The 18,638-nt window shown below is 42.3% G+C and carries 23 protein-coding genes; all 23 read left to right on the top strand.

Annotated elements, in window-relative coordinates:
* The first annotated feature begins 185 nt into the window (after positions 1–185).
* The 23 genes from JXR81_00710 (at position 186) to JXR81_00600 (ending at position 18,474) form a co-directional block, all read left to right on the top strand.
* Positions 186–773 carry a DUF2867 domain-containing protein gene (locus tag JXR81_00710; GenBank protein ID MBN2753362.1) on the top strand — a complete coding sequence of 196 codons (588 nt, stop codon included), beginning with the start codon at positions 186–188 and terminating at the stop codon, positions 771–773.
* 8 nt (positions 774–781) lie between these two features.
* Complete coding sequence (locus tag JXR81_00705) at positions 782–2,155, top strand: NAD(P)/FAD-dependent oxidoreductase (GenBank protein ID MBN2753361.1); 1,374 nt, start codon at positions 782–784, stop codon at positions 2,153–2,155.
* Positions 2,152–3,129 carry a carbohydrate kinase family protein gene (locus JXR81_00700; protein MBN2753360.1) on the top strand — a complete coding sequence of 326 codons (978 nt, stop codon included), beginning with the start codon at positions 2,152–2,154 and terminating at the stop codon, positions 3,127–3,129. Before JXR81_00705 ends, JXR81_00700 begins: the two co-directional genes overlap by 4 nt.
* Positions 3,130–3,214: 85 nt before the next feature.
* Positions 3,215–4,234 carry a 6-bladed beta-propeller gene (locus JXR81_00695; GenBank protein ID MBN2753359.1) on the top strand — a complete coding sequence of 340 codons (1,020 nt, stop codon included), beginning with the start codon at positions 3,215–3,217 and terminating at the stop codon, positions 4,232–4,234.
* A 101-nt stretch (positions 4,235–4,335) separates the two neighbouring features.
* On the top strand, positions 4,336–5,184 hold the full coding sequence (locus tag JXR81_00690; GenBank protein MBN2753358.1) for a hypothetical protein: 849 nt from the start codon (positions 4,336–4,338) through the stop codon (positions 5,182–5,184).
* 67 nt (positions 5,185–5,251) lie between these two features.
* Positions 5,252–5,617, top strand: a complete 366-nt coding sequence (locus JXR81_00685) for a hypothetical protein (GenBank protein ID MBN2753357.1) — start codon at positions 5,252–5,254, stop codon at positions 5,615–5,617.
* Positions 5,618–5,621: 4 nt separating this feature from the next.
* On the top strand, positions 5,622–6,206 hold the full coding sequence (locus JXR81_00680; protein ID MBN2753356.1) for an HD domain-containing protein: 585 nt from the start codon (positions 5,622–5,624) through the stop codon (positions 6,204–6,206).
* The gene (locus JXR81_00675) at positions 6,203–6,592 is read left to right on the top strand and encodes a (deoxy)nucleoside triphosphate pyrophosphohydrolase (protein MBN2753355.1); all 390 of its coding nucleotides are present in this window, start codon (positions 6,203–6,205) and stop codon (positions 6,590–6,592) included. The genes JXR81_00680 and JXR81_00675 overlap by 4 nt, the downstream gene beginning before the upstream one ends.
* A 33-nt stretch (positions 6,593–6,625) precedes the next feature.
* A complete protein-coding gene (locus JXR81_00670) occupies positions 6,626–6,820 on the top strand; it encodes an NINE protein (protein ID MBN2753354.1) in 195 nt (64 codons plus the stop codon).
* A gap of 106 nt (positions 6,821–6,926) precedes the next feature.
* Positions 6,927–7,646 carry a hypothetical protein gene (locus tag JXR81_00665; GenBank protein MBN2753353.1) on the top strand — a complete coding sequence of 240 codons (720 nt, stop codon included), beginning with the start codon at positions 6,927–6,929 and terminating at the stop codon, positions 7,644–7,646.
* 2 nt (positions 7,647–7,648) lie between these two features.
* On the top strand, positions 7,649–8,725 hold the full coding sequence (locus tag JXR81_00660) for an endoglucanase (GenBank protein ID MBN2753352.1): 1,077 nt from the start codon (positions 7,649–7,651) through the stop codon (positions 8,723–8,725).
* 71 nt (positions 8,726–8,796) lie between these two features.
* Entirely contained in the window at positions 8,797–8,958 is a 162-nt protein-coding gene (locus JXR81_00655; GenBank protein ID MBN2753351.1) for a hypothetical protein, read from the top strand.
* A gap of 14 nt (positions 8,959–8,972) precedes the next feature.
* The gene (locus JXR81_00650) at positions 8,973–9,233 is read left to right on the top strand and encodes a zinc ribbon domain-containing protein (GenBank protein ID MBN2753350.1); all 261 of its coding nucleotides are present in this window, start codon (positions 8,973–8,975) and stop codon (positions 9,231–9,233) included.
* 4 nt (positions 9,234–9,237) lie between these two features.
* Positions 9,238–10,674 (top strand): bifunctional N-acetylglucosamine-1-phosphate uridyltransferase/glucosamine-1-phosphate acetyltransferase, encoded by a 1,437-nt coding sequence (locus tag JXR81_00645; GenBank protein ID MBN2753349.1) that lies wholly within the window; start codon positions 9,238–9,240, stop codon positions 10,672–10,674.
* A gap of 2 nt (positions 10,675–10,676) precedes the next feature.
* A complete protein-coding gene (locus JXR81_00640; GenBank protein MBN2753348.1) occupies positions 10,677–11,642 on the top strand; it encodes a ribose-phosphate pyrophosphokinase in 966 nt (321 codons plus the stop codon).
* A gap of 48 nt (positions 11,643–11,690) precedes the next feature.
* Complete coding sequence (locus JXR81_00635) at positions 11,691–12,422, top strand: 50S ribosomal protein L25 (GenBank protein ID MBN2753347.1); 732 nt, start codon at positions 11,691–11,693, stop codon at positions 12,420–12,422.
* An 11-nt stretch (positions 12,423–12,433) separates the two neighbouring features.
* Positions 12,434–13,009 (top strand): aminoacyl-tRNA hydrolase, encoded by a 576-nt coding sequence (locus tag JXR81_00630; GenBank protein ID MBN2753346.1) that lies wholly within the window; start codon positions 12,434–12,436, stop codon positions 13,007–13,009.
* 217 nt (positions 13,010–13,226) lie between these two features.
* On the top strand, positions 13,227–13,553 hold the full coding sequence (locus JXR81_00625; protein MBN2753345.1) for a helix-hairpin-helix domain-containing protein: 327 nt from the start codon (positions 13,227–13,229) through the stop codon (positions 13,551–13,553).
* Positions 13,550–15,679, top strand: coding sequence for a ComEC family competence protein (locus JXR81_00620; GenBank protein ID MBN2753344.1), 2,130 nt, complete (start codon positions 13,550–13,552; stop codon positions 15,677–15,679). Before JXR81_00625 ends, JXR81_00620 begins: the two co-directional genes overlap by 4 nt.
* A 71-nt stretch (positions 15,680–15,750) precedes the next feature.
* Complete coding sequence (locus tag JXR81_00615; GenBank protein ID MBN2753343.1) at positions 15,751–16,311, top strand: DUF4256 domain-containing protein; 561 nt, start codon at positions 15,751–15,753, stop codon at positions 16,309–16,311.
* A 96-nt stretch (positions 16,312–16,407) separates the two neighbouring features.
* Entirely contained in the window at positions 16,408–17,679 is a 1,272-nt protein-coding gene (locus JXR81_00610) for a hypothetical protein (protein MBN2753342.1), read from the top strand.
* Between the two features lie 153 nt (positions 17,680–17,832).
* Positions 17,833–18,132: a hypothetical protein gene (locus JXR81_00605; GenBank protein ID MBN2753341.1), complete on the top strand. Its 300-nt coding sequence runs from the start codon at positions 17,833–17,835 to the stop codon at positions 18,130–18,132.
* Between the two features lie 3 nt (positions 18,133–18,135).
* Positions 18,136–18,474, top strand: coding sequence for a TfoX/Sxy family protein (locus JXR81_00600; protein MBN2753340.1), 339 nt, complete (start codon positions 18,136–18,138; stop codon positions 18,472–18,474).
* Positions 18,475–18,638: the final 164 nt, after the last annotated feature.

Here is an 18,638-nt window from a genome sequence, read left to right as displayed (position 1 = left end):
GTTTTTTAGTCCTGGTAGGCGCGGGCTTCAGCCCGGGGCAGTTGTAGTTAGTTTAGGTTTATTTTAACAACTAAAATATAAAGAAAATCCGAATATTATCAGATTGTTTATCATGGAAGTTGACGGTGTAAAAAGTATTATTTTTGGAGACGGCGGCGCATCCGGATAATTTTGGAGGGAGATTAATGAGGAAAGATTACAAAATAAAAGAAATACCATTTACCCCTTTGTCCGCGCTGTATCCGCATAAAGAATCATTCGGCTATAAAGAAAGTTATGAGTGCGTGTTTGCCCGGTGGGGAAGGCAGATAACGATAGAAGATGTAAAAAAAGCGCTTATGAAGGTCCTTGACGGAAGCATGGACCCGTGGTGGATGAAAGTTCTTGAAAAAATCAGGGACAAAGCCGGACTGCTGATAGGGTCAAAGGAATTTTATACAAAAGAGAATCAGATGAAATCCGGGGGGCCTGATTCAATTAAACAGGGCGATAAGTTCGGCGGCTTTATGGTTTTTCAGGTTCTGGAAAATGAAGTGATAATGGGCCTGGATGATAAAAATATGGATTTCAGGTTATCTGTACTGCTGGACAAAAATAAGGATAAAGCGGGAATTTACAGAATAATAGAGTCTACAACGGTGAAGTATAATACAGGGTTTGGAAAACTGGAGTTTTTTTTCATCCGGCCGTTTCACAGGATGATTATTATACCCATGTTTTTTAATCAGCTGATGGCACAGGATGCTTTAAAGGATATTGATAAACCGTTGTAATACCGGGATTGTTTAAACTTAATATTTATGCAACAATTATAAAAATATCAAAAAATGCAAAGTTTAAAGTTCAGGGGGTAAGTGCCATAAAAAAATATGATGTAATCGTTTTAGGCGGGGGGCCGGCGGGCTTAACTGCCGCGCGTGAAATATCCAAAACAGGATTAAAAACCCTGCTGATAGAAAAAAACTATATTGGCAGCACTCCCAGAAGCTGGATAACATGGTACAGCGGGCTTAAAAAGGCGGGGTGCGCGTCCGCGGTAAAACACAGGATAGATACGCTTGTATTTTCAAGTTATCTGGGCGGGGCGTACGAACTTAAAAAGTCCGATTCAGCGGTGGTGGATACTAAAAAACTGCTGCTTATGCTTAAAGCAAGGGCGATAAAAGCCGGGGCGGAAATAAAGGAAAAAGAAGCCGTTTTAAAATGCGTTCAAAACGGCGGTTATGCCGGCGTGAAAACAAATAAGGGTTATTACAAAGCCGGATATTTTGTTGATGCCATGGGGTGGTATTCAAAGAATCAGAGGCCGCTTGGAAAAAAAGAGCCGCGCGGCGATTATATGGGGTGCTGCGCCGCGGAGATAAAACTTGAAAAACCCTTAAAAGACATTTCCAAAGCGCATATTTTTCACGCGCCTTTTCCGGGCAAAGACTATTTCTGGTTGCTTCCGTATAACAAACACGAGGCGCTTGCCGGCTGTTTTGCTTTTGAAAAACTTGACGCGAAAAGCCGCGCAAGAATGGAAAAATCGCTTAACATGTACATAAAGTACATGGGGGCGGGGGGAAGGCGGTTAAAAGAAATACAGGGAAATATTCCGCTTATGGAAAGAAGGTATTTAAGGCGCGGGCGGATTTTTTTCTGCGGCGACAGCGTGTCATCACCTTTACCTTCAAGCGGTTTTGGGCTTCTTCGCGCGATTGAAGAAGCACGGCTTATTGGCAGATGTTTTAAGCGGGGCGTTAAGAATAATTATTCCGAGTACGAGGAAAAAATTGTGGCGTTAAGATATCCGGGGTATGAACTTCATTATCTTGTGGCTGATATATTAAAAAATATGGATGAAGTGATTTTTAACAAGGCAGTCAGCGGAATGAAAGATAACAGCGTTAAATTTATAAAGAGTTTTTTAAAGGGAAATGACTTAAGCCTGATATTCGCGGCACAGGCGCTTATCGCGATATTTAAAACCTTTACGTTAAAAGAGATTGCTTCAATGGCAATTAAGCGTGATTACAAGGAATTCCTGATGCGCGCGGCAAGGGATTACCCGAAAATAAAGCCCGGGCAGATAAAAAAGGCATTGAAAAAACTGGCCGGCGAGCTTAAAAAAACCGGAATAAAAGAACTTATGAAAATAAGGGGGCGCTTATGACAAAAGTACTGTGTGTCGGCACGCTTGTTGTGGATATTTTCGCGCAGGGTCTGGATTCTGCTGTTGCGCCAAACACCGGATTTAAATCGCGGATTTCGCACCATCCGGGCGGTAATGTGTTAAATGTGGCAATAGACCTGTCAAAACTGGGAGTAAAGAATGTCATCTGTGGAAGTGTTACCGGTGATGACATGTTTGGTAATATGCTGGCCGGGTATCTTGAAAAATACAAAATTAAAAGCAGAGTTAAAATTATAAAAAACGGGCAGACCGCGAAATGTTTTATTCTTGGATTTGATGACAAGAGCAGGGCGTTTATAGGGGATAAAGGTTCAAATCCGATCTATACGGCAGCTGAAGTTATTAAACTGATAAAAAAAGAGAAACCGGCAATATTTTACGCGGGTGAGACGCCGTCAATGCCCAACGTGGAAAGCGGGCTGATGCGGATTATGGAAACAGCCAAAAAATCCGGAGCAATAACTGTTCTGGATTACATCATTTCCTCGGATAAGTTTAAAGGTAATCTGCTTAAGTGCGGCAAGTTCACGGACATACTGCACGTTAATGATTATGAAGCCGGCCTTATAACAGGCAAAAAAGACGTCAGAGAAGCGCTGAAGTTTCTGACGGAGGCGGGTTTTAAGTTTGCTGTTATTACATGCGGCGGCGGCAACACTGTATTTTCGTATAACGGCAAGACATATGATATGGCAGTGCTGCCTGTTAAGTGCGTTGATTCTACCGGCGCGGGCGACGCGTTTACAGCCGGGATAATCGCAAAACTTTCAAAGCTTAAGGGGAAGACGGTTAAAGAAAAAATAAAAGATGAAAATACTCTCCTGAATACAATGCTGTTTGCCTCTGCGTGCGGCGCGCTTGCAGTAACGCAGACCGGCTGCACAGGCGGGGTTTCCGCAAAAAAAGCAAATGAACTGTTAAAAAAGTACGGTAAAAAGTTTTGTTTGAATTAAAAAAATACAGTTGAGTTTGTTTAATTTCTGAGTTATTCTTTTGTCATTAAAAAATAAATATCTATTCATAATATTGGGAGGGTTTATGAAAAGCATAATTGTATTTTTCTGTATCGTGTTTTTGTTTGTTTTTACAATATCTTCCTGTTCCAAAAAATTATCCGTATCAGAGCCGGAACCTGAAATTGGAACTGTAAATGACGGGGATATCCCGACTCCGATGGCAACGGTAGAAATGCTACCTTCTGCCAGTTATGCTCCGGGTTCTAAATGGGGTGTGCTGGGCACCGAAGACGGAAATTTTAATAATCCGCAGAGTCTTGCTGTGGACTCCCAGGATAATATATATGTTGTAGACAAAGGAAATAACAGAGTTCGAAAATTCAATTCCTCGGGAACATTTTTAAAAAAATGGGGATCCGCAGGCAGCGGGAACGGAGAATTTAACGCTCCTGACGGGATAGCGCTTGATACCAATAACAATGTTTATGTTGTGGACACCGGCAACAATAGGATTCAGGTATTTAATTCTGACGGAGTATATCAGGCGCAGTGGGGAACGTCCGGTTCCGGAAACGGGCAATTTAACGGACCTGTGGATGTGGCAATAGACGGTAATAATATTGTTTATGTCACTGACGGCAACAATGCAAGAATACAGAAGTTTATGACAGACGGGACTTTTATTGAAGAGTGGAAAAGTGCGGTTTCGGGCCATCCGTATTATACGGCAGGCAACATAAGGGTCGCAATAAATAAAAGTAATAATTATGTATATGTGTCCAACAATGCATCCCATATATATGTTTTTACACCTGATGGAAATCTTTCAGTAAATCCTGTCTGGATAGGCTGGGCGTTAAATGTGGGATGCGAAAGTACAGGCATAATTATAAGATTGGACAGTTTTAATATTGATTTTATAGGATTAGATGGTAATAGAGTGGCGTATATACAGTCTAATACCTGGCCTGATATCAATGAGCCGTTTCATGGATTAAGGGATATTGTTTTTGATAATCAGGGAAATCTTTATGTCACCGATTACTATACCGGTTTTAATACTAACAGGGTTGTTAAGTATAATAAAATTTTAACACAATAGTTATTTTTGCTGAAATTAAACTTAAACGAAACTAATATCTTTATGTGTTGTCATAACTGATGCGTTGTTTTACCGGGGGCGGTAAAAAACAGGGGGTTATTATGAAATTTAAATTTGTTGCGGCTTTACTCTGCTTGTTCTTTTTATTTTCATGCTCTGACAGAAAAAATCCGGCGGCAGTAACCAATCCTTCCGGTGAATCGGAAATCCTAAACACCGCGGCGCCGTCATCCGCGGTAAAGCTTATTTTTATCCACCACAGCACAGGGCAACACTGGCTTGAATCGTCTTATGGCGGGCTGGGAACCGCGCTTAACGCGAATAATTACTTTGTCAGCGATACAAATTACAACTGGAATGACCCGGGCTATGACCAGGGTTCCTATACCGATACCGAAGACTGGCCGAATTGGTTCAGGGATGAAGTGATGCCGTATGTATATGATGAAAACTCAAACACCTGTTATACAAACACAATAACCGAACCTGCGGGTGAAAATGAAATAATAATGTTCAAGTCGTGCTACCCTAACAGCGAAATTGAAGGGTCTATCGACGACGAAAAAATAATTTATAATAATATTCTTACATATACAGCGCTGCATACAGACAAACTTTTTATCCTCATAATCCCGCCGCCGGAGCAGGTGCTTGAAGACCCGCTTTTAACAAGGGAAATATCCAACTGGCTTGCGGACAGGGAAAACGGCTGGCTTAAAAATTACACTCACGGTAACGTATACGCCTATGATTATTACAATGTGCTGACGCACCCTGACAACCACCATATGGTAATAAACAGCGCAGAACACCATGTTGTGGCTAACAGCCAAAATACTTTATATTATCCCTCCACAGACAACCACCCAAGCGTTGCAGGGCAGCAGAAAGCTGTGTCTGAATTTGTACCCCTGTTAAACGGCTGGTACAATGAGTGGAAAAACAACTGAAAAATGTTTGCCTTCAAATAATCCTGATGTTATTATGGTGTAACTAAACCATTATCAGGAGGTTTCTATGGCGGGCGTAAGTTTTTTCGAACATAAAGGTAAAAAAATTTTATATGAGGACTATTCCGAAAGCACTCCGGCACAGCTGCCGGGGCTTCTTGCTGAAGCAAAGAAGATAATTACAAGCCAGCCAAAAGGTTCCGTGCTTGCCCTTGTAAATATAAGCAGGACAAAATATGACAGGGCGGCTGTGGCTGCAATGAAAGACTTTGTAAAGGATAATACACCGTATATAAAAGCATCCGCGATAATAGGCATGGAAGGCATAACCGAAGTGGTCTTTAAGGGCGTTGTGGCTTTTACCGGCAGAAAAAATCTTGTTACATTTGATGACGCTGAAAAAGCAAAAGATTATCTTGCCGCTCTGGAATAAAAATTTGATAAATTTTGAACTGCATAAACAGCTTGAATTTATAAAAGAAATAGACAAACTAAAATCAATATTCAGAAAGACCCGCATTTTTGATAATTCCCGCCATGAAAACGACGCGGAGCATTCCTATCACCTTGCCATGATGGCAGTCATCCTGTCGGGGTATTCAAACACCGCAATTGATGTAAATAAAGTGATTAAAATGGCGCTTGTGCACGACCTGCCGGAGATTTATGCCGGCGACATAATGGTGTACAACAAAAAACAGGGGGAGATAAGCGCTGAAGATACAGCGGCCGCTGATAAGATATTCGCAATGCTGCCGCAGCCGCAGGGAGATGAACTAAAAGCGCTTTGGCGGGAGTTTGAAGAAAAGAAAACCCCGGAAGCGAAATTCGCGGCAGCCATAGACAGGCTGGAGCCCATAATGCAGAACCACGCCCATAATGGCGGCGCGTGGGCAGAGCATAAAATAAGCAAAGAGCGGATTCTTGAACTGAACGGCCATATTAAAAACGGCTCTGATGAATTATGGGAATACGCGGAAAGCCTGATAAAAGAGTGCGCGGATAAAGGTTTTATTAAATGATAAAGGTGGCCGCGGCGGTAATTATTAAAGGAAAGAAAGTACTTATAGCAAAACGCGCCAAAGGCGACAGCCACGGGTTAAAGTGGGAATTTCCCGGCGGCAAGACGGAAAAAGGCGAATCCCTTAAAGCCTGCCTTAAACGCGAGATAAAAGAAGAACTTGACCTTGATATAAAAGTGGGAAAAAAATTTGAAATAACAAAATCCGAATCAATAGAGTTAACCTCTTATTTATGCGAAATAACGGCAGGGGATATAAAGCTTAATGTTCATGAAGAGTATAAGTGGGCGGAAATCCGCAGCCTGATGAAGTATGATTTTGCGCCCGCGGACAGCGGTGCTGTCAGTAAATTAACAGGGTTGAAAATCAATAAACAGGTGCTATAATAAATCAATAAAAAAAAATCAGGAGGCGTATAAATGGCGGCAGACAAAAAAACAATTACCATCTTGCTTTGTTGTGCGGGGTTTTTCGGGCTTGCGGGACTGCACAGGTTTTATAATGGAAAGATAGTTTCCGGGCTTATCTGGTTTTTTACGGTAGGGTTTGCGGGTACAGGAACATTAATTGACCTTATACTTCTGCTTACGAAGAAAAAAATGCTTTTTGATTAATACTAAATTTTTATAAAAACGGGCGGTGCGCTTTTAGTGCGCGCCGCCCGTTTTTTTGTTATAATATGCTTGTTTTAATTTGTTAAATAATAAAAACGGCGGTTATATGAAAACAATTATTCACATACCCAACAACAAGGCGAAACTGAAACAGTACATAAGCATTCTTAGAAAAAACGGCGGGCTGGTGGAATTTGACAATTATATTTTTGACACTTACAGCCTGTTTCACACCACGTACGAATGTGACTCTTCCAAGTGCCTTAAACTTAAAGGTAAAAAATACCATGGGTCCTGCTGTACCGATTACACGGTGGATATAGAGCCAAAAGAGAGAAAAAAGCTTGAAAAGTTTATAAAAGACAATAAAGAAAAATTCGCGGAAAAATATCCGTGGGTGCTGAAAGAAAAAGTCTTTAAAAAGGATAAAAGCGGCATATACCTTAATCACAGAAAAGACGGCAGCTGTATGCTGTCAGTTATTAAAGGAAAAGCGCTGCTTTGCCTTATAGATTTAATATGCATAGAAAAAGGGCTTAACCGCGCCAAATACAAGCCGGCGGTGTGCTATTCGTGGCCGCTTGAAACCATAAAAGTAGATAAAAAAATATTTGTAACCACCATTTGCGGGCATAACGGGTATTACCTTTCGCAGCAGACCTGCGCGCTTGGATGCGTTTCCGGGAAAATGGATGTGGTGGCGGCGTTTTCGCTTGCCGAGCAGCTGGAAAAATACCTTGGCAAAAGCGTTGTGCATAAACTGATAGAAGTGTACGCGGAAAAACTTCACGCGGAGAAAAAAGAAAAGAAACAGAAAAGGGGATAATGATGGAAAAAATACTGCTTCTTCTGGTAATCGGCGCCGCTGCTTTTGCGGGCGGTATTTTTTACGGTTTTAAAAACGGCGTAAAAACGGTGCTGCCGTCTGATCCGGGTATATCATATATCGGGCGTATTGATTTTACGGATAAAAACGCGCCAAAATTTGACTGGCCCGGCATTGAAATAGCGTTTAATTTTGAAGGCACATACTGCGCTGTAATGCTTGAAGACGGGGCAAACCATTACAATGTATTTATTGACGGCACGCGCATGCCGGTGCTTGTGGCGGATGCTAAAATAAAAAAGTATGTCATAGCAAAAAAGCTAAAACGCGGCGCGCATTCGGTAATTATCACCAAAAGGACGGAAGCATACGACGGCATAGGTGTTTTTAAGGGTTTCATACTTGATAAGAAAGCAAAGGTATTGCCGCCTCCGGTGAAGCCCGCAAAGAAGATAGAGTTTATAGGCGATTCGCTTACAGTGGGTTACGGTATAGAAGGGCCTTCGGTTACCTGTGAAGAAGGCAGCGAGAAAAAATATAAGAATAATTTTCTGTCTTTTGCCTCCATTACTTCGCGCGTCCTGGGCGCCCAGGCGCATATGATTGCCATTTCCGGGCGCGGCGTGGTAAAAAATTACGGCGAATCAAAGATTCCGGCGGATAAGCCCGTTGGTTATTATTACAAAAAAACTTTAATGAATATAGATTCCTTGGAATGGGATTTTAAATCGTGGATACCGGAAATAGTGGTAATTAACCTTGGCACAAATGACTTATCCACGGAACCTAAACCGGACAGGGAGCTTTTTGAAAAAGGGTACCTTTCAATTTTAAACACAGTGCGCGGTTATTATCCGCAGGCGGATATATTCTGCGTATCAGGCCCGATAATGGGAGCCCCGCTGCCGGAATATTTAAATAGCATTATAAAACGTTTCAAGGATAATAAAACGCATTTTGTGTCATTATCTCCCGTACCCCAGGAACTGATGGGTTGTGACTGGCATCCAAATGCAAAAGCCAACAAAAAGATGGCGGAAGAACTGGTAAAACAGATAAACGAAAAACTGAAAAAATAGGTTTTATTTATGGTTCTCTTGACTTTTGGGCGGTATGTAATATAATCCTTCAAAAGAGATAAGGCGGATAAATGTTAAAAAAGCTTAAGAACGCGTTTTTAAAACTGTTAATAAAAATTGACAACGGTTTTCTGTGCGACGTATGCAGGCTTAACCACCCTTCCACATGCGCGCATCCGGAACGCCCCAATTCCAAAAAATGCGCGGATTTTGAACATAAAAGATTCAGGTAGCGGAGGAAAAAAAGATGCCCACTTATGATTACCAATGCGAAAAATGCGGTGTATTTGAGTACAAACAGTCAATTAAAGATGATGCTTTTGAAAAGTGCCCCAATTGCGGCGGCAGCAATATAAAAAGGCTTGTAAGCCGCGGAAGCGGAATAATCTTTAAAGGCAGCGGTTTTTATGAGACCGATTATAAAAGGAAGGAAAACAACATAAAAGAAGGAAACAAAGAATCCTGCTCTGCCTGTGAACATTCAAAAGACGGATCGTGCGGTAAATAACAGAATGAAAAACAAGCGGAATAACGAAAAGTACAAAGTGGGCAAAAACCTGAAAGGCAAAGAAATGGAGATAGATGTCGCGTTTTTTTCGGGCAAAGAGCGCGCTGAAAGTTCTGACGGTGTTGAGGCTTTAAAAACAGAAAAAATAATTAAACCCGTCAACGGAATTTCCGCCGTAATTCTTGCCGCCGGAAAAGGCACAAGGATGAAATCGGACAAAACAAAGGTCCTGCATGAAGTAAGCGGAAAACCAATGCTGGCGCACGTTATTGACGCGTGCCTTGAAGCGCGGGTTTCTGATATCACCGTTGTAGCCGGCGCCAATATGCAGCAGCTTAAAAGTTTTGCCGCAGCGCGGTATAACGGAAAAAATATAAGATTTGTACTGCAGAAAGAACAGCTTGGAACGGCAGACGCCGTGAATTCGGTGATTAAGGCGAAAATTCCCTTAAAAGACGGGGTAATGATATTAAGCGGGGATACGCCGCTTATAACGGCTGATACAGTCAGTTATTTAATTAAAATGTTTACAAAGAAAAGTGACGGTGGTATAATTGGTGTCTCTTTTGCCGAAAATCCGGCCGGTTACGGCAGGATTGTAAGAAACAGCGAAGATTATGTAATGCGTATTGTTGAAGATAAAGACGCCGATGACCGCGAAAAGACAATTAAAGTTATAAACGGCGGCATATATATAATAAGGAAAGACAGCCTTGAAAGAAACCTTGAAAAAATAAAGGTAAATAAGGCAAAAGGCGAATATTACCTGACGGATATAGCGGCTTTAATGTACGCTGAAGGCAGGCCGCTTATTCCCGTGGATGTACCTTACAGGGAGCTTGCGGGCGTGAACAGCAGGGCTCAACTTGCGGAGGCGGCAAAGATTAGAAATAAAAAAGTTCTTGAAAAGCTTTCTGAAAATGGTATAACTATTGTTGATTTTGACACGGTTTACATTGAAGAAGGCGTTGAAATAGGTAATGAAACTGTTATTCACCCTTTTACGGTAATTAAGTCAGGGGTAAAAATTGGAAAAAACTGCAGTATAGGGCCTTCGGCGCATTTAAGGCAGGGCGCTGTAATCGGAAATAACTGCAAGATAGGAAATTATGTGGAAGTAAAAAATTCCACTGTAGGCAATAATACCAACGTCGCGCATTTAAGCTACATCGGCGATTCGGAAATTGGCAGTAACGTCAACATAGGCGCGGGCACCATTACCGCAAATTATGACGGCGTAAAAAAGAACAAAACAGTCATAGGTGACGGCGCGTATGTCGGAAGCAATTCGGTTTTTGTGGCGCCGGTTAAAATAGGAAAAAATTCGGTAATTGGCGCGGGTTCCGTAATAACGGATAACGTGCCGGATGATTCTTTGGCAATTGCAAGGCCCAGGCAGGAAACAAAAACAGGATGGGTAAAAAAGAGGAGAAAGAAATAATTATGAAAAAAGCTAAAAAAGGGCACAGGACAGACAGGCTGCTTGTATTTTCGGGCACAAGCAACCTTAATCTTTCAAAAGAAATAGTTAAAAACGCGGGCGTTGAACTTGCGGACGCGTTTGTTGGAAGGTTTCCTGAAGGCGAGATAAGGGTAAAAATAAACGATAACGTGCGCGGCGCGGATGTATTTGTAATTCAGTCCACCTGCATGCCCACAAATGATAATTTAATGGAACTTTTGGTAATGATGGACGCTTTAAAGCGCGCTTCCGCGGGAAGGATAACAGCGGTACTGCCTTATTACGGTTATGCCAGGCAGGACAGAAAAGACCAGCCCAGGGTGCCTATCACGGCAAAACTTGTGGCAAATGTACTTACAGTAGCCGGCGCTGACAGAATACTGACAATGGATCTGCACGCCGACCAGATACAGGGATTTTTTGACATACCGGTGGACCACCTTTTAGCGGCTCCGGTCTTTATAGATTATTTCAGAAAAATGGTGGAAAAGGATAATTTTGTCGTGGCAGCGTCAGATATCGGCGGCGTAAAACGCGCCTGGTACTTTGCCGATAAATTAAATACCCCGATAGCTATTGTTGATAAAAAGAGAAGCGGGCCTGAATCAGTGGAGGCCATGCACATAATAGGCGATGTAAAAGGAAAGAATGTAATTATACCGGACGACATGATTGCCACGGGCGGCACGCTTGTGCAGGCTGCAAAGTTTTTAAAGGCAAAAGGCGCTAAAAAAATATACGCGTGCATGACGCACGGGATATTTTCCGGTCAGGCAGTTGAAAAAATAAATGATTCAGAGATACTGGAAGTGGTGGTATCAAATACCATTCCCCAGGCAGAACGCGAAAAAGTGAAAAAAATAAAGGTACTGTCAGTCGGAAAGTTATTCGGCGAAGCCATAAAGCGGATACACGACGAGCAGACCATAAGTGAGCTGTTCAGGTAATACATAACCTTGAATACAGCGTAACATTCCGATAGGAGGAGTTTTAAAATGGAAAAAGTAACAATAGAGGCGGAAGTAAGACAGGAAAATGCGTCAGTAAAGAAACTGAAAAAAGAAGGAAAGATTCCGGCTGTAATCTACGGCAAGGAAACAAAGACCATGCCGATAGAGATAAGGATTAAGGATATCGAAAAAACCGTTAAGACGCTTCAGGAAGGGACTATTCTTATCACCCTGAAACTTACCGACCACGACAAAAAAGAAGAAAAGACAGTAATTATTAAAGAAGTTTCAAGGCACCCTGTCACGGATGAAATTATTCATGCTGACCTGCATGCTGTAACTGACAATAAAAAAGGCAGGTTTGATGTGCCTGTGTTTACAACAGGGCTTGCGGAAGGCGTTAAAGCCGGCGGAGTTCTGGAACACATTGCAAGGCACATTAACGTAAAATGTTTCCCTAAAGACCTTCCAAGCAGGATAGACCTTGACGTTTCCGCGCTTATGATTAATGACGAAATTAAAGTTTCGGATATTAAGTTAAAAGAAGGCGTGGAAATAATGGATAACCCAAAATTCCCTGTTGTAATTGTTAAGGGAATCAAGGTGGAAGCTGCGGCAGTACCGGGAGCGGAAGGTGCGCCTGCGGCTGAAGCGGGTAAAGAACCTGAAGTTATTAAAGGCGCGCCAAAAGCTGAAGAAGCGGCGCCTGCAGCGGGAAAAGCGGGAGCAAAAGCGGCGCCTGCGGCGAAAGCGGCACCTGCAGCTAAGAAAAAATAACAATATAAGCCATGAAGCTTATAGCCGGCCTGGGAAACAAGGGAACAGAGTACAAAGGCACAAGGCACAATGTGGGCTTCATGTTCGCGGATTTTCTGGCGTCAAAGCTGGGATTTTCGTTTACAGAGAAAAACAAGTACGCCGCGTATGCGACAAAAAGCATCCGCGGCGTTTCTGTTTTATTTATCAAACCTTTGACATACATGAACCTGTCCGGCGAAGCGGTAAAATTTTTCGCGGAAAAACACAAAATCTCTCCTGAAGACATTCTTATATGCCACGACGATATGGACCTTCCTCTTTTTACGGTAAAACTTAAAAACGGCGGCGGAGACGGCGGGCATAACGGCATAAAGTCAATAACCGAAAATCTTGGCACGGACAAATATCCCAGGATAAGGTTTGGCGTGGGAAGGCCGGAAAGAAAGAGTATGGTTGTGGATTATGTGCTTGGGCCTTTTACGGATGATGAGAAAAAAGAGTTTGAAAAGAAGTTTGATAACCTGCAGGATTTTGTACATAACTTCGCGTCGCTTGGCTACGAAAAATCCGCGGGAAGGTTTAAGGATTTAAAGACGGAAGGATAGAGGGACGGATGCACGGAGGGACGGAAGGAAAGCGGCGGTTTAAGCTATAGCTTAATTGCTTAATCTGATAAAGTGCTATATTTTGTATTGGTAGCCGCACCTTTTAAGGTGCGTTGTTTAGATTTTAGGTTTATTTATGGGATATGGGATAGATGTCTATGGGATAAAATACTGATTCAATATACAAACGGGTAACCGGAAAACAGAGGGGCCAGAGATGGGAACATTCACTACAGAAGAGAAGTCTGTCATTTTTACTATTCTTACAGGGGCTATAGCGGGAATTCTTATTCTTGCTTTTATCAATCCAAAAACCACAAGTATTCAGCCGCAATCTTCCACGAAACAAATGCTTATAAATATTAATCAGGCGCCTGCGGAAGAACTGATTAAACTTCCGGGAATAGGACCTTCATACGCGGATAAAATTATCAGGTACAGGCAGGAAAACGGCGGTTTTAAGTCGCCTGAAGAACTGCAGAAAGTAAAGGGTATTGGAAGTAAGAAATATAGAAAGATTAAAAGGTTTGTTACAATCCAATGAACAGGCCGTTTTTGGCGCTTATTGTTTTATTTTCCTGCGGGATAGCAGCCGGCGGAGTTGTTAATAATAATCTGCCCGCGGTTATAACTGTTCTGTGCGTGGCGGCAGCGGGTATTATTATATTCAGAAAGAAGATGACGTCGGTGTTATTAATCACTGCCGCCGCAGGGTTTGTTGTGGTGTCTTTAAGTATTCTTCTGATCAACAGCGCGTCTGTTGATGAATACCTTTTGGATATGAAATCTTTTACCGTAAGGGTCTGTGGAATGCCGGAGCGCTCCGGGGGCAGGACGTATTTTGACGGCAGCATAACCGGGATAAAAACAGGAAGCCGGGATATTAAAGAGACAAAATCACGCGCGCCAAAAGTAAGGGTGACTGTTGAAGAAAAGGCAAACCTTAAAATTGACCATGGCGATATACTTGAAATAGAAGCCGGGCTTAAAAAACCGCAGAAAGCCGCTTATAAAGGCGGTTTTGATTATTCGCTTTATCTTAAGCGGAACGGCATATTGTATACGGCATACGCGTCTGATTTTAAGGTGATAAAAATCGGAAGTAAGACAAATATTATCGGGAAAATCTCATACAGCGCAAGGGAAAAATTACTGGCGCTTATTTATACGCATGTGCCTGCCCCGCAGGCCGGCATTCTGGAAGGGGTAATGCTTGGCAGCAGAAAATCTATTCCCGCCAATGTGTACGATGATTTTAAAAAAACAGGCACAGCGCATATTCTTGCGGTTTCCGGAATGAACGCGGGGCTTATAACTGTTTTTGTATTTGTGTTTCTAAAATTGTTAAGGGTAAAAAAAGAAATCTCCGCGTTTATTGCAATGTTTTGTATCTGGTGCTTTGCCCTTATAACGGGCGGGGAAGCATCCATAGTAAGGGCGGCCATAATGGCGTCGTTTATCCTGTTTGGGTACGTGATACAGCGCGATGGGGACGCGTTAAATTCACTGTGTGCGGCGGGTTTTTTTATATTATTATTTGATTCTCAATCCCTGTTTGAAGCCGGGTTTCAGCTCTCTTTTCTTGCCGCATTTGGAATAATTTATCTTAATGAAAAAGTATCCGGGTATTTTTCTTTTCTGCCAAAATGGGTTTCTGAAACGCTGTCCGCCACGGTAACCGCGCAGATTTTTGTCCTTCCCGTGATGATAAATACCTTTAATCAGCTTTCAATTATTTCTGTATTTGCCAACCTTATTATTGTGCCGCTGTCGGGGTTTGCCACGATACTTGGTTTTGCCATGTGGCTGTTTGGGTCAATAGCACCCGTGCTTGCCGCGCCTTTTGGCGCCGCCCAGTGGCTGATAATAGAAGTTATGACAAAATCATCCGCTGTCATGGGTCAGCTGCCGCTTGCATCCGTATCATTAAAATCGCTTCCTGCCGCGGCTGTGATACTTTATTACATCTATTTTCTGGCGCTTCCGCACGCTGATGTGGAACTTAATTATAAAAATCTGAAGTTTAAGCATTCATTAATAATTATTGTGATTCTTGTATATACGGTTTCGGCTTTTCCTAAAAAAGGTTTTGCCGCTTCATACATCCCGGCGCAGGGGATAAATTCGGTTTTTTACAGGCTTGAAGACGGGTCCTGTATGCTTGTGCTTGCCTGTGATGAAGGCAAAGTTTCACAGGGTTTAAAAAATACAGTCCTGTCATACCTGCGTTCTAATGGTATTAATAAAATAGATTATGCTGTATTTTATGATATGAAAGAACAGGCCAATATCAGGGCTATAACTGAAAATTTTTCCGTGGGTATGCTATACGCGGACGAAGGCACCCTGCACATGCCGGACAGCGCGCTTGAAATAGGCGCCGGCAGCCATAATTTTTACGCGGGTAAAAATCTTGTGGGTATAAATCCGGAAGGTGTTACAATTACAGGCAATGAAGAACACCGCTTTGTAAAAGTTTTAACGCCTATTGCCGCCAAAAGCAAAGGCGGCGTCATTTATATGTGCTATCCGGATAAAGGCAGCTTAAGCAAAGTATCCAAAGAGAATAAATGCCTGTATAACGGTTCAAATGTGTCCGTTTTTGGCAGAAAACCGGATTTGCCGGGTGGGTATGACGTGGGGGAAAAGGGCGCTTTTGAGATTAAATAAAGTAAGTTTTAGTATATAATTGTTTAAAGGTATTTAAAGACAGAGCATAGTTATAAAAATGGGAGGGAAAAATGAAAAAAGCGGGTTTAAATCAAAATCAGGCAGAAAAACTTCTTGGGGTTTTAAAAGCGCGTTTTGAAAAGAACTTAAACAGGCATAAAGGCGTTAAATGGGCGGATGTGCAGAAAAAGCTTCTGTCAAAACAGGCTGTGTTATGGACGCTTAATGAAATGGAGAAAACCGGCGGAGAGCCGGATGTTATAGGTGTTGATAAAAAAACAGGCGCGTTTGTTTTTTGTGACTGCAGCGCCCAGACACCCGCCGGCCGTGTTAACGTGTGTTATGATAAAAAAGCGCTTGATTTAAGAAAAAAGTTTAAGCCAAAAAATAATGCCGCTGATATGGCATCTGATATGGGGATTGAATTACTGACAGAAGAAGAATATATGGCTTTGCAGAAACTTGGGGAGTTTGATACAAAGACATCAAGCTGGATAAAGACGCCTGATGATGTTAGAAAATTAGGCGGCGCGCTGTTTGGCGACAGACGTTTTGGCAGGGTATTTATTTATCACAACGGCGCGGAATCATACTATTCTGTCAGGGGATTCAGGGGGATAATCAAAATCTAAAAATAATTTATTTAGTGGCGCCGGGTAATTGTATTATGTTAAAATTTACTCATATAGGGTGTTTAAATTATTAGAATATCAGATATGAGGGGAAAAATGAAAAAACTTATTAATGTTTGTCTGACTGTGTTAATTTTTGTGTTTGTAATTCAGGGGTGTAAAAAGAATAATCCGGCAGCACCGGCTCCGGCGCCGACAGAACAGGCTGTGGAAGAAAACACGCTTACGGCAACTTCGACTGTAACGCGGACTGCAACTACGGGCGCGTCAGATACAGTTACTTTGACAGTGTCGCCGGTTCTGTCCGCGACATCCACTTTCACAGTGACACGCACCGCCACAAGGACTGCAACGCGAACCAGGACTCCGGCTGCTACGGCCACTTTTACACGCACTGCGACAAGGACAATAACAAAAACCATAACGATAACAGCAACCCGCACGCATACATCAAGTAATACGCCAAATGCGACGCAGACACACATAGCCGCTGTTGCAACGCAGACTGCTGTTGCGGTGCCTGTGTACAGCTCGCAGTTTGGGGCTTCTGGCACAGGAAATGGGCAGTTTAACCTGCCTGCGGGAATTACAGTTATAGGTTCAAATGTTTATGTTTGCGACAGGAATAATAAAAGGATTCAGCAGTTTACAACTGCCGGAACTTATGTAAGGCAGTGGGGAAATTCAACCTCTTTTGTAAACCCTCAGGGCATTGACGGTTACGCCGGAGCGTCAGAAGATATTGTGTTTATAACGGACTCTACAAAAATAAAAAAATTCGGAATTTCGGGTTCCACGCCGGTATATTACGGCGCAAGTACGGAAAATTTTGGCGGCGGTTCAGAAGGCGCCTGGGGCGGCACAATGGCAAGAGTTACATCTGACAGTTTTTATTTTGTGCCTGACACAGACAATAATGTAATAAAAAAAATGGATTTGTCCAATGTTAAACAGAGCCAGTTTGGAACCGCGGGATCCGGCACCGGACAGTTTAATAAGCCCTGCGCGATTGCGCCGGACAACAAAACTACCACACAATATTTTTACGTGGCAGATACATTTAACCACAGGGTACATAAATTTACAGCCGGCGGGACGCATGTTTTAACCTGGGGAAGCGCGGGTTCAACGAACGGTAAATTTAATACTCCTTATGGCATTGCTGTAGATTCAAGGGGTTTTGTGTATGTATCTGATATGAATAACAGAATACAAAAGTTTGATTCTTCAGGCAATTATCTTTCTAAGTGGGGAAGCAGCGGCACGGGAAACGGGCAGTTTGATTTCCCGGGAGCTATTTACATTTCCGGAGATGTTTTCTATGTGGTTGACGCGTATAATCACAGGATACAGAAGTTTACGTATTAGTATATATATTTTAAAAAGCCCGGGAAATTTTATATAGGGATCAAATAAGATAAAAGTCCCTGATGACATCATAAGATCAGGGAGCTTTTATTGCAGACAGGTGCTTTAGATTCTATTTATACCATCACCCGGATAAAAGAATAAGGAGGGGAAATGGCAAAATATGAAAAACAGCTGCGTGAGGAATTTTTAAAATTTATCGCTGACCACAGCCCAAAATACGGCAACTGGTATATGGGGATTGCGAAAAAAGCCGAAGACGCGCTGTATAAAAAGCACAAAGTGGATAAAAAGAAAGACCTGTGGCTTTGGGATGTTGCCACGGATAACAGGGAAGCAAAAATGCTTGAAGAACACATGCTTATGATGGGTGTGGACGGGGACGCGATAAATTCTGACCCAAAGGCTGTGCAGGTTTACATATACAAGAAGACAGCAAATACGGTGCAGTAAAAAATGGCAACGGACAAAAGCTTCGCGGATTTTATAGTTGATCAGATGCAGGGTGCGGGCGGAATTACGGCAAAAAAGATGTTCGGGGAATATGGCGTTTATAAAGACGGGGTGATTGTCGCGCTTATCTGCGATGATAAACTTTTTATAAAACCTACCAAAGCGGGAGAAGAATTCATACTTAAGGATGATAAAATCACGTACGGCGCGCCTTATCCCGGCGCAAAGATGTACTTTTATATCAAAGACAGGTTTGAAGACAGGGATTGGATAAGCGCGCTGGTTACGCTGTCAAAAAACGAACTTGGTGAAGTAAAGCAAAAACGTAAAAAGAAAAAATAAGTATTTTATATTGTTAATACCAATTTCGTGGGAAGTAAAACCCGACGATTAAAATAAAAGAGTTTTTGTAAATAAAAACTGTAACCGCAAAGTGATAATGTCCTAAATATGCAAAATAGAAATGTCCTATTCCAAGGCGTGGTAGCATAGAAATACGGAGGTGC

The organism is Candidatus Goldiibacteriota bacterium (genome assembly GCA_016937715.1).
Classification (GTDB): domain Bacteria; phylum Oederibacteriota; class PGYV01; order PGYV01; family PGYV01; genus PGYV01.
Note: the sequence above shows the minus strand (reverse complement) of the source record. Positions and strands in the feature narration are given on the sequence as shown.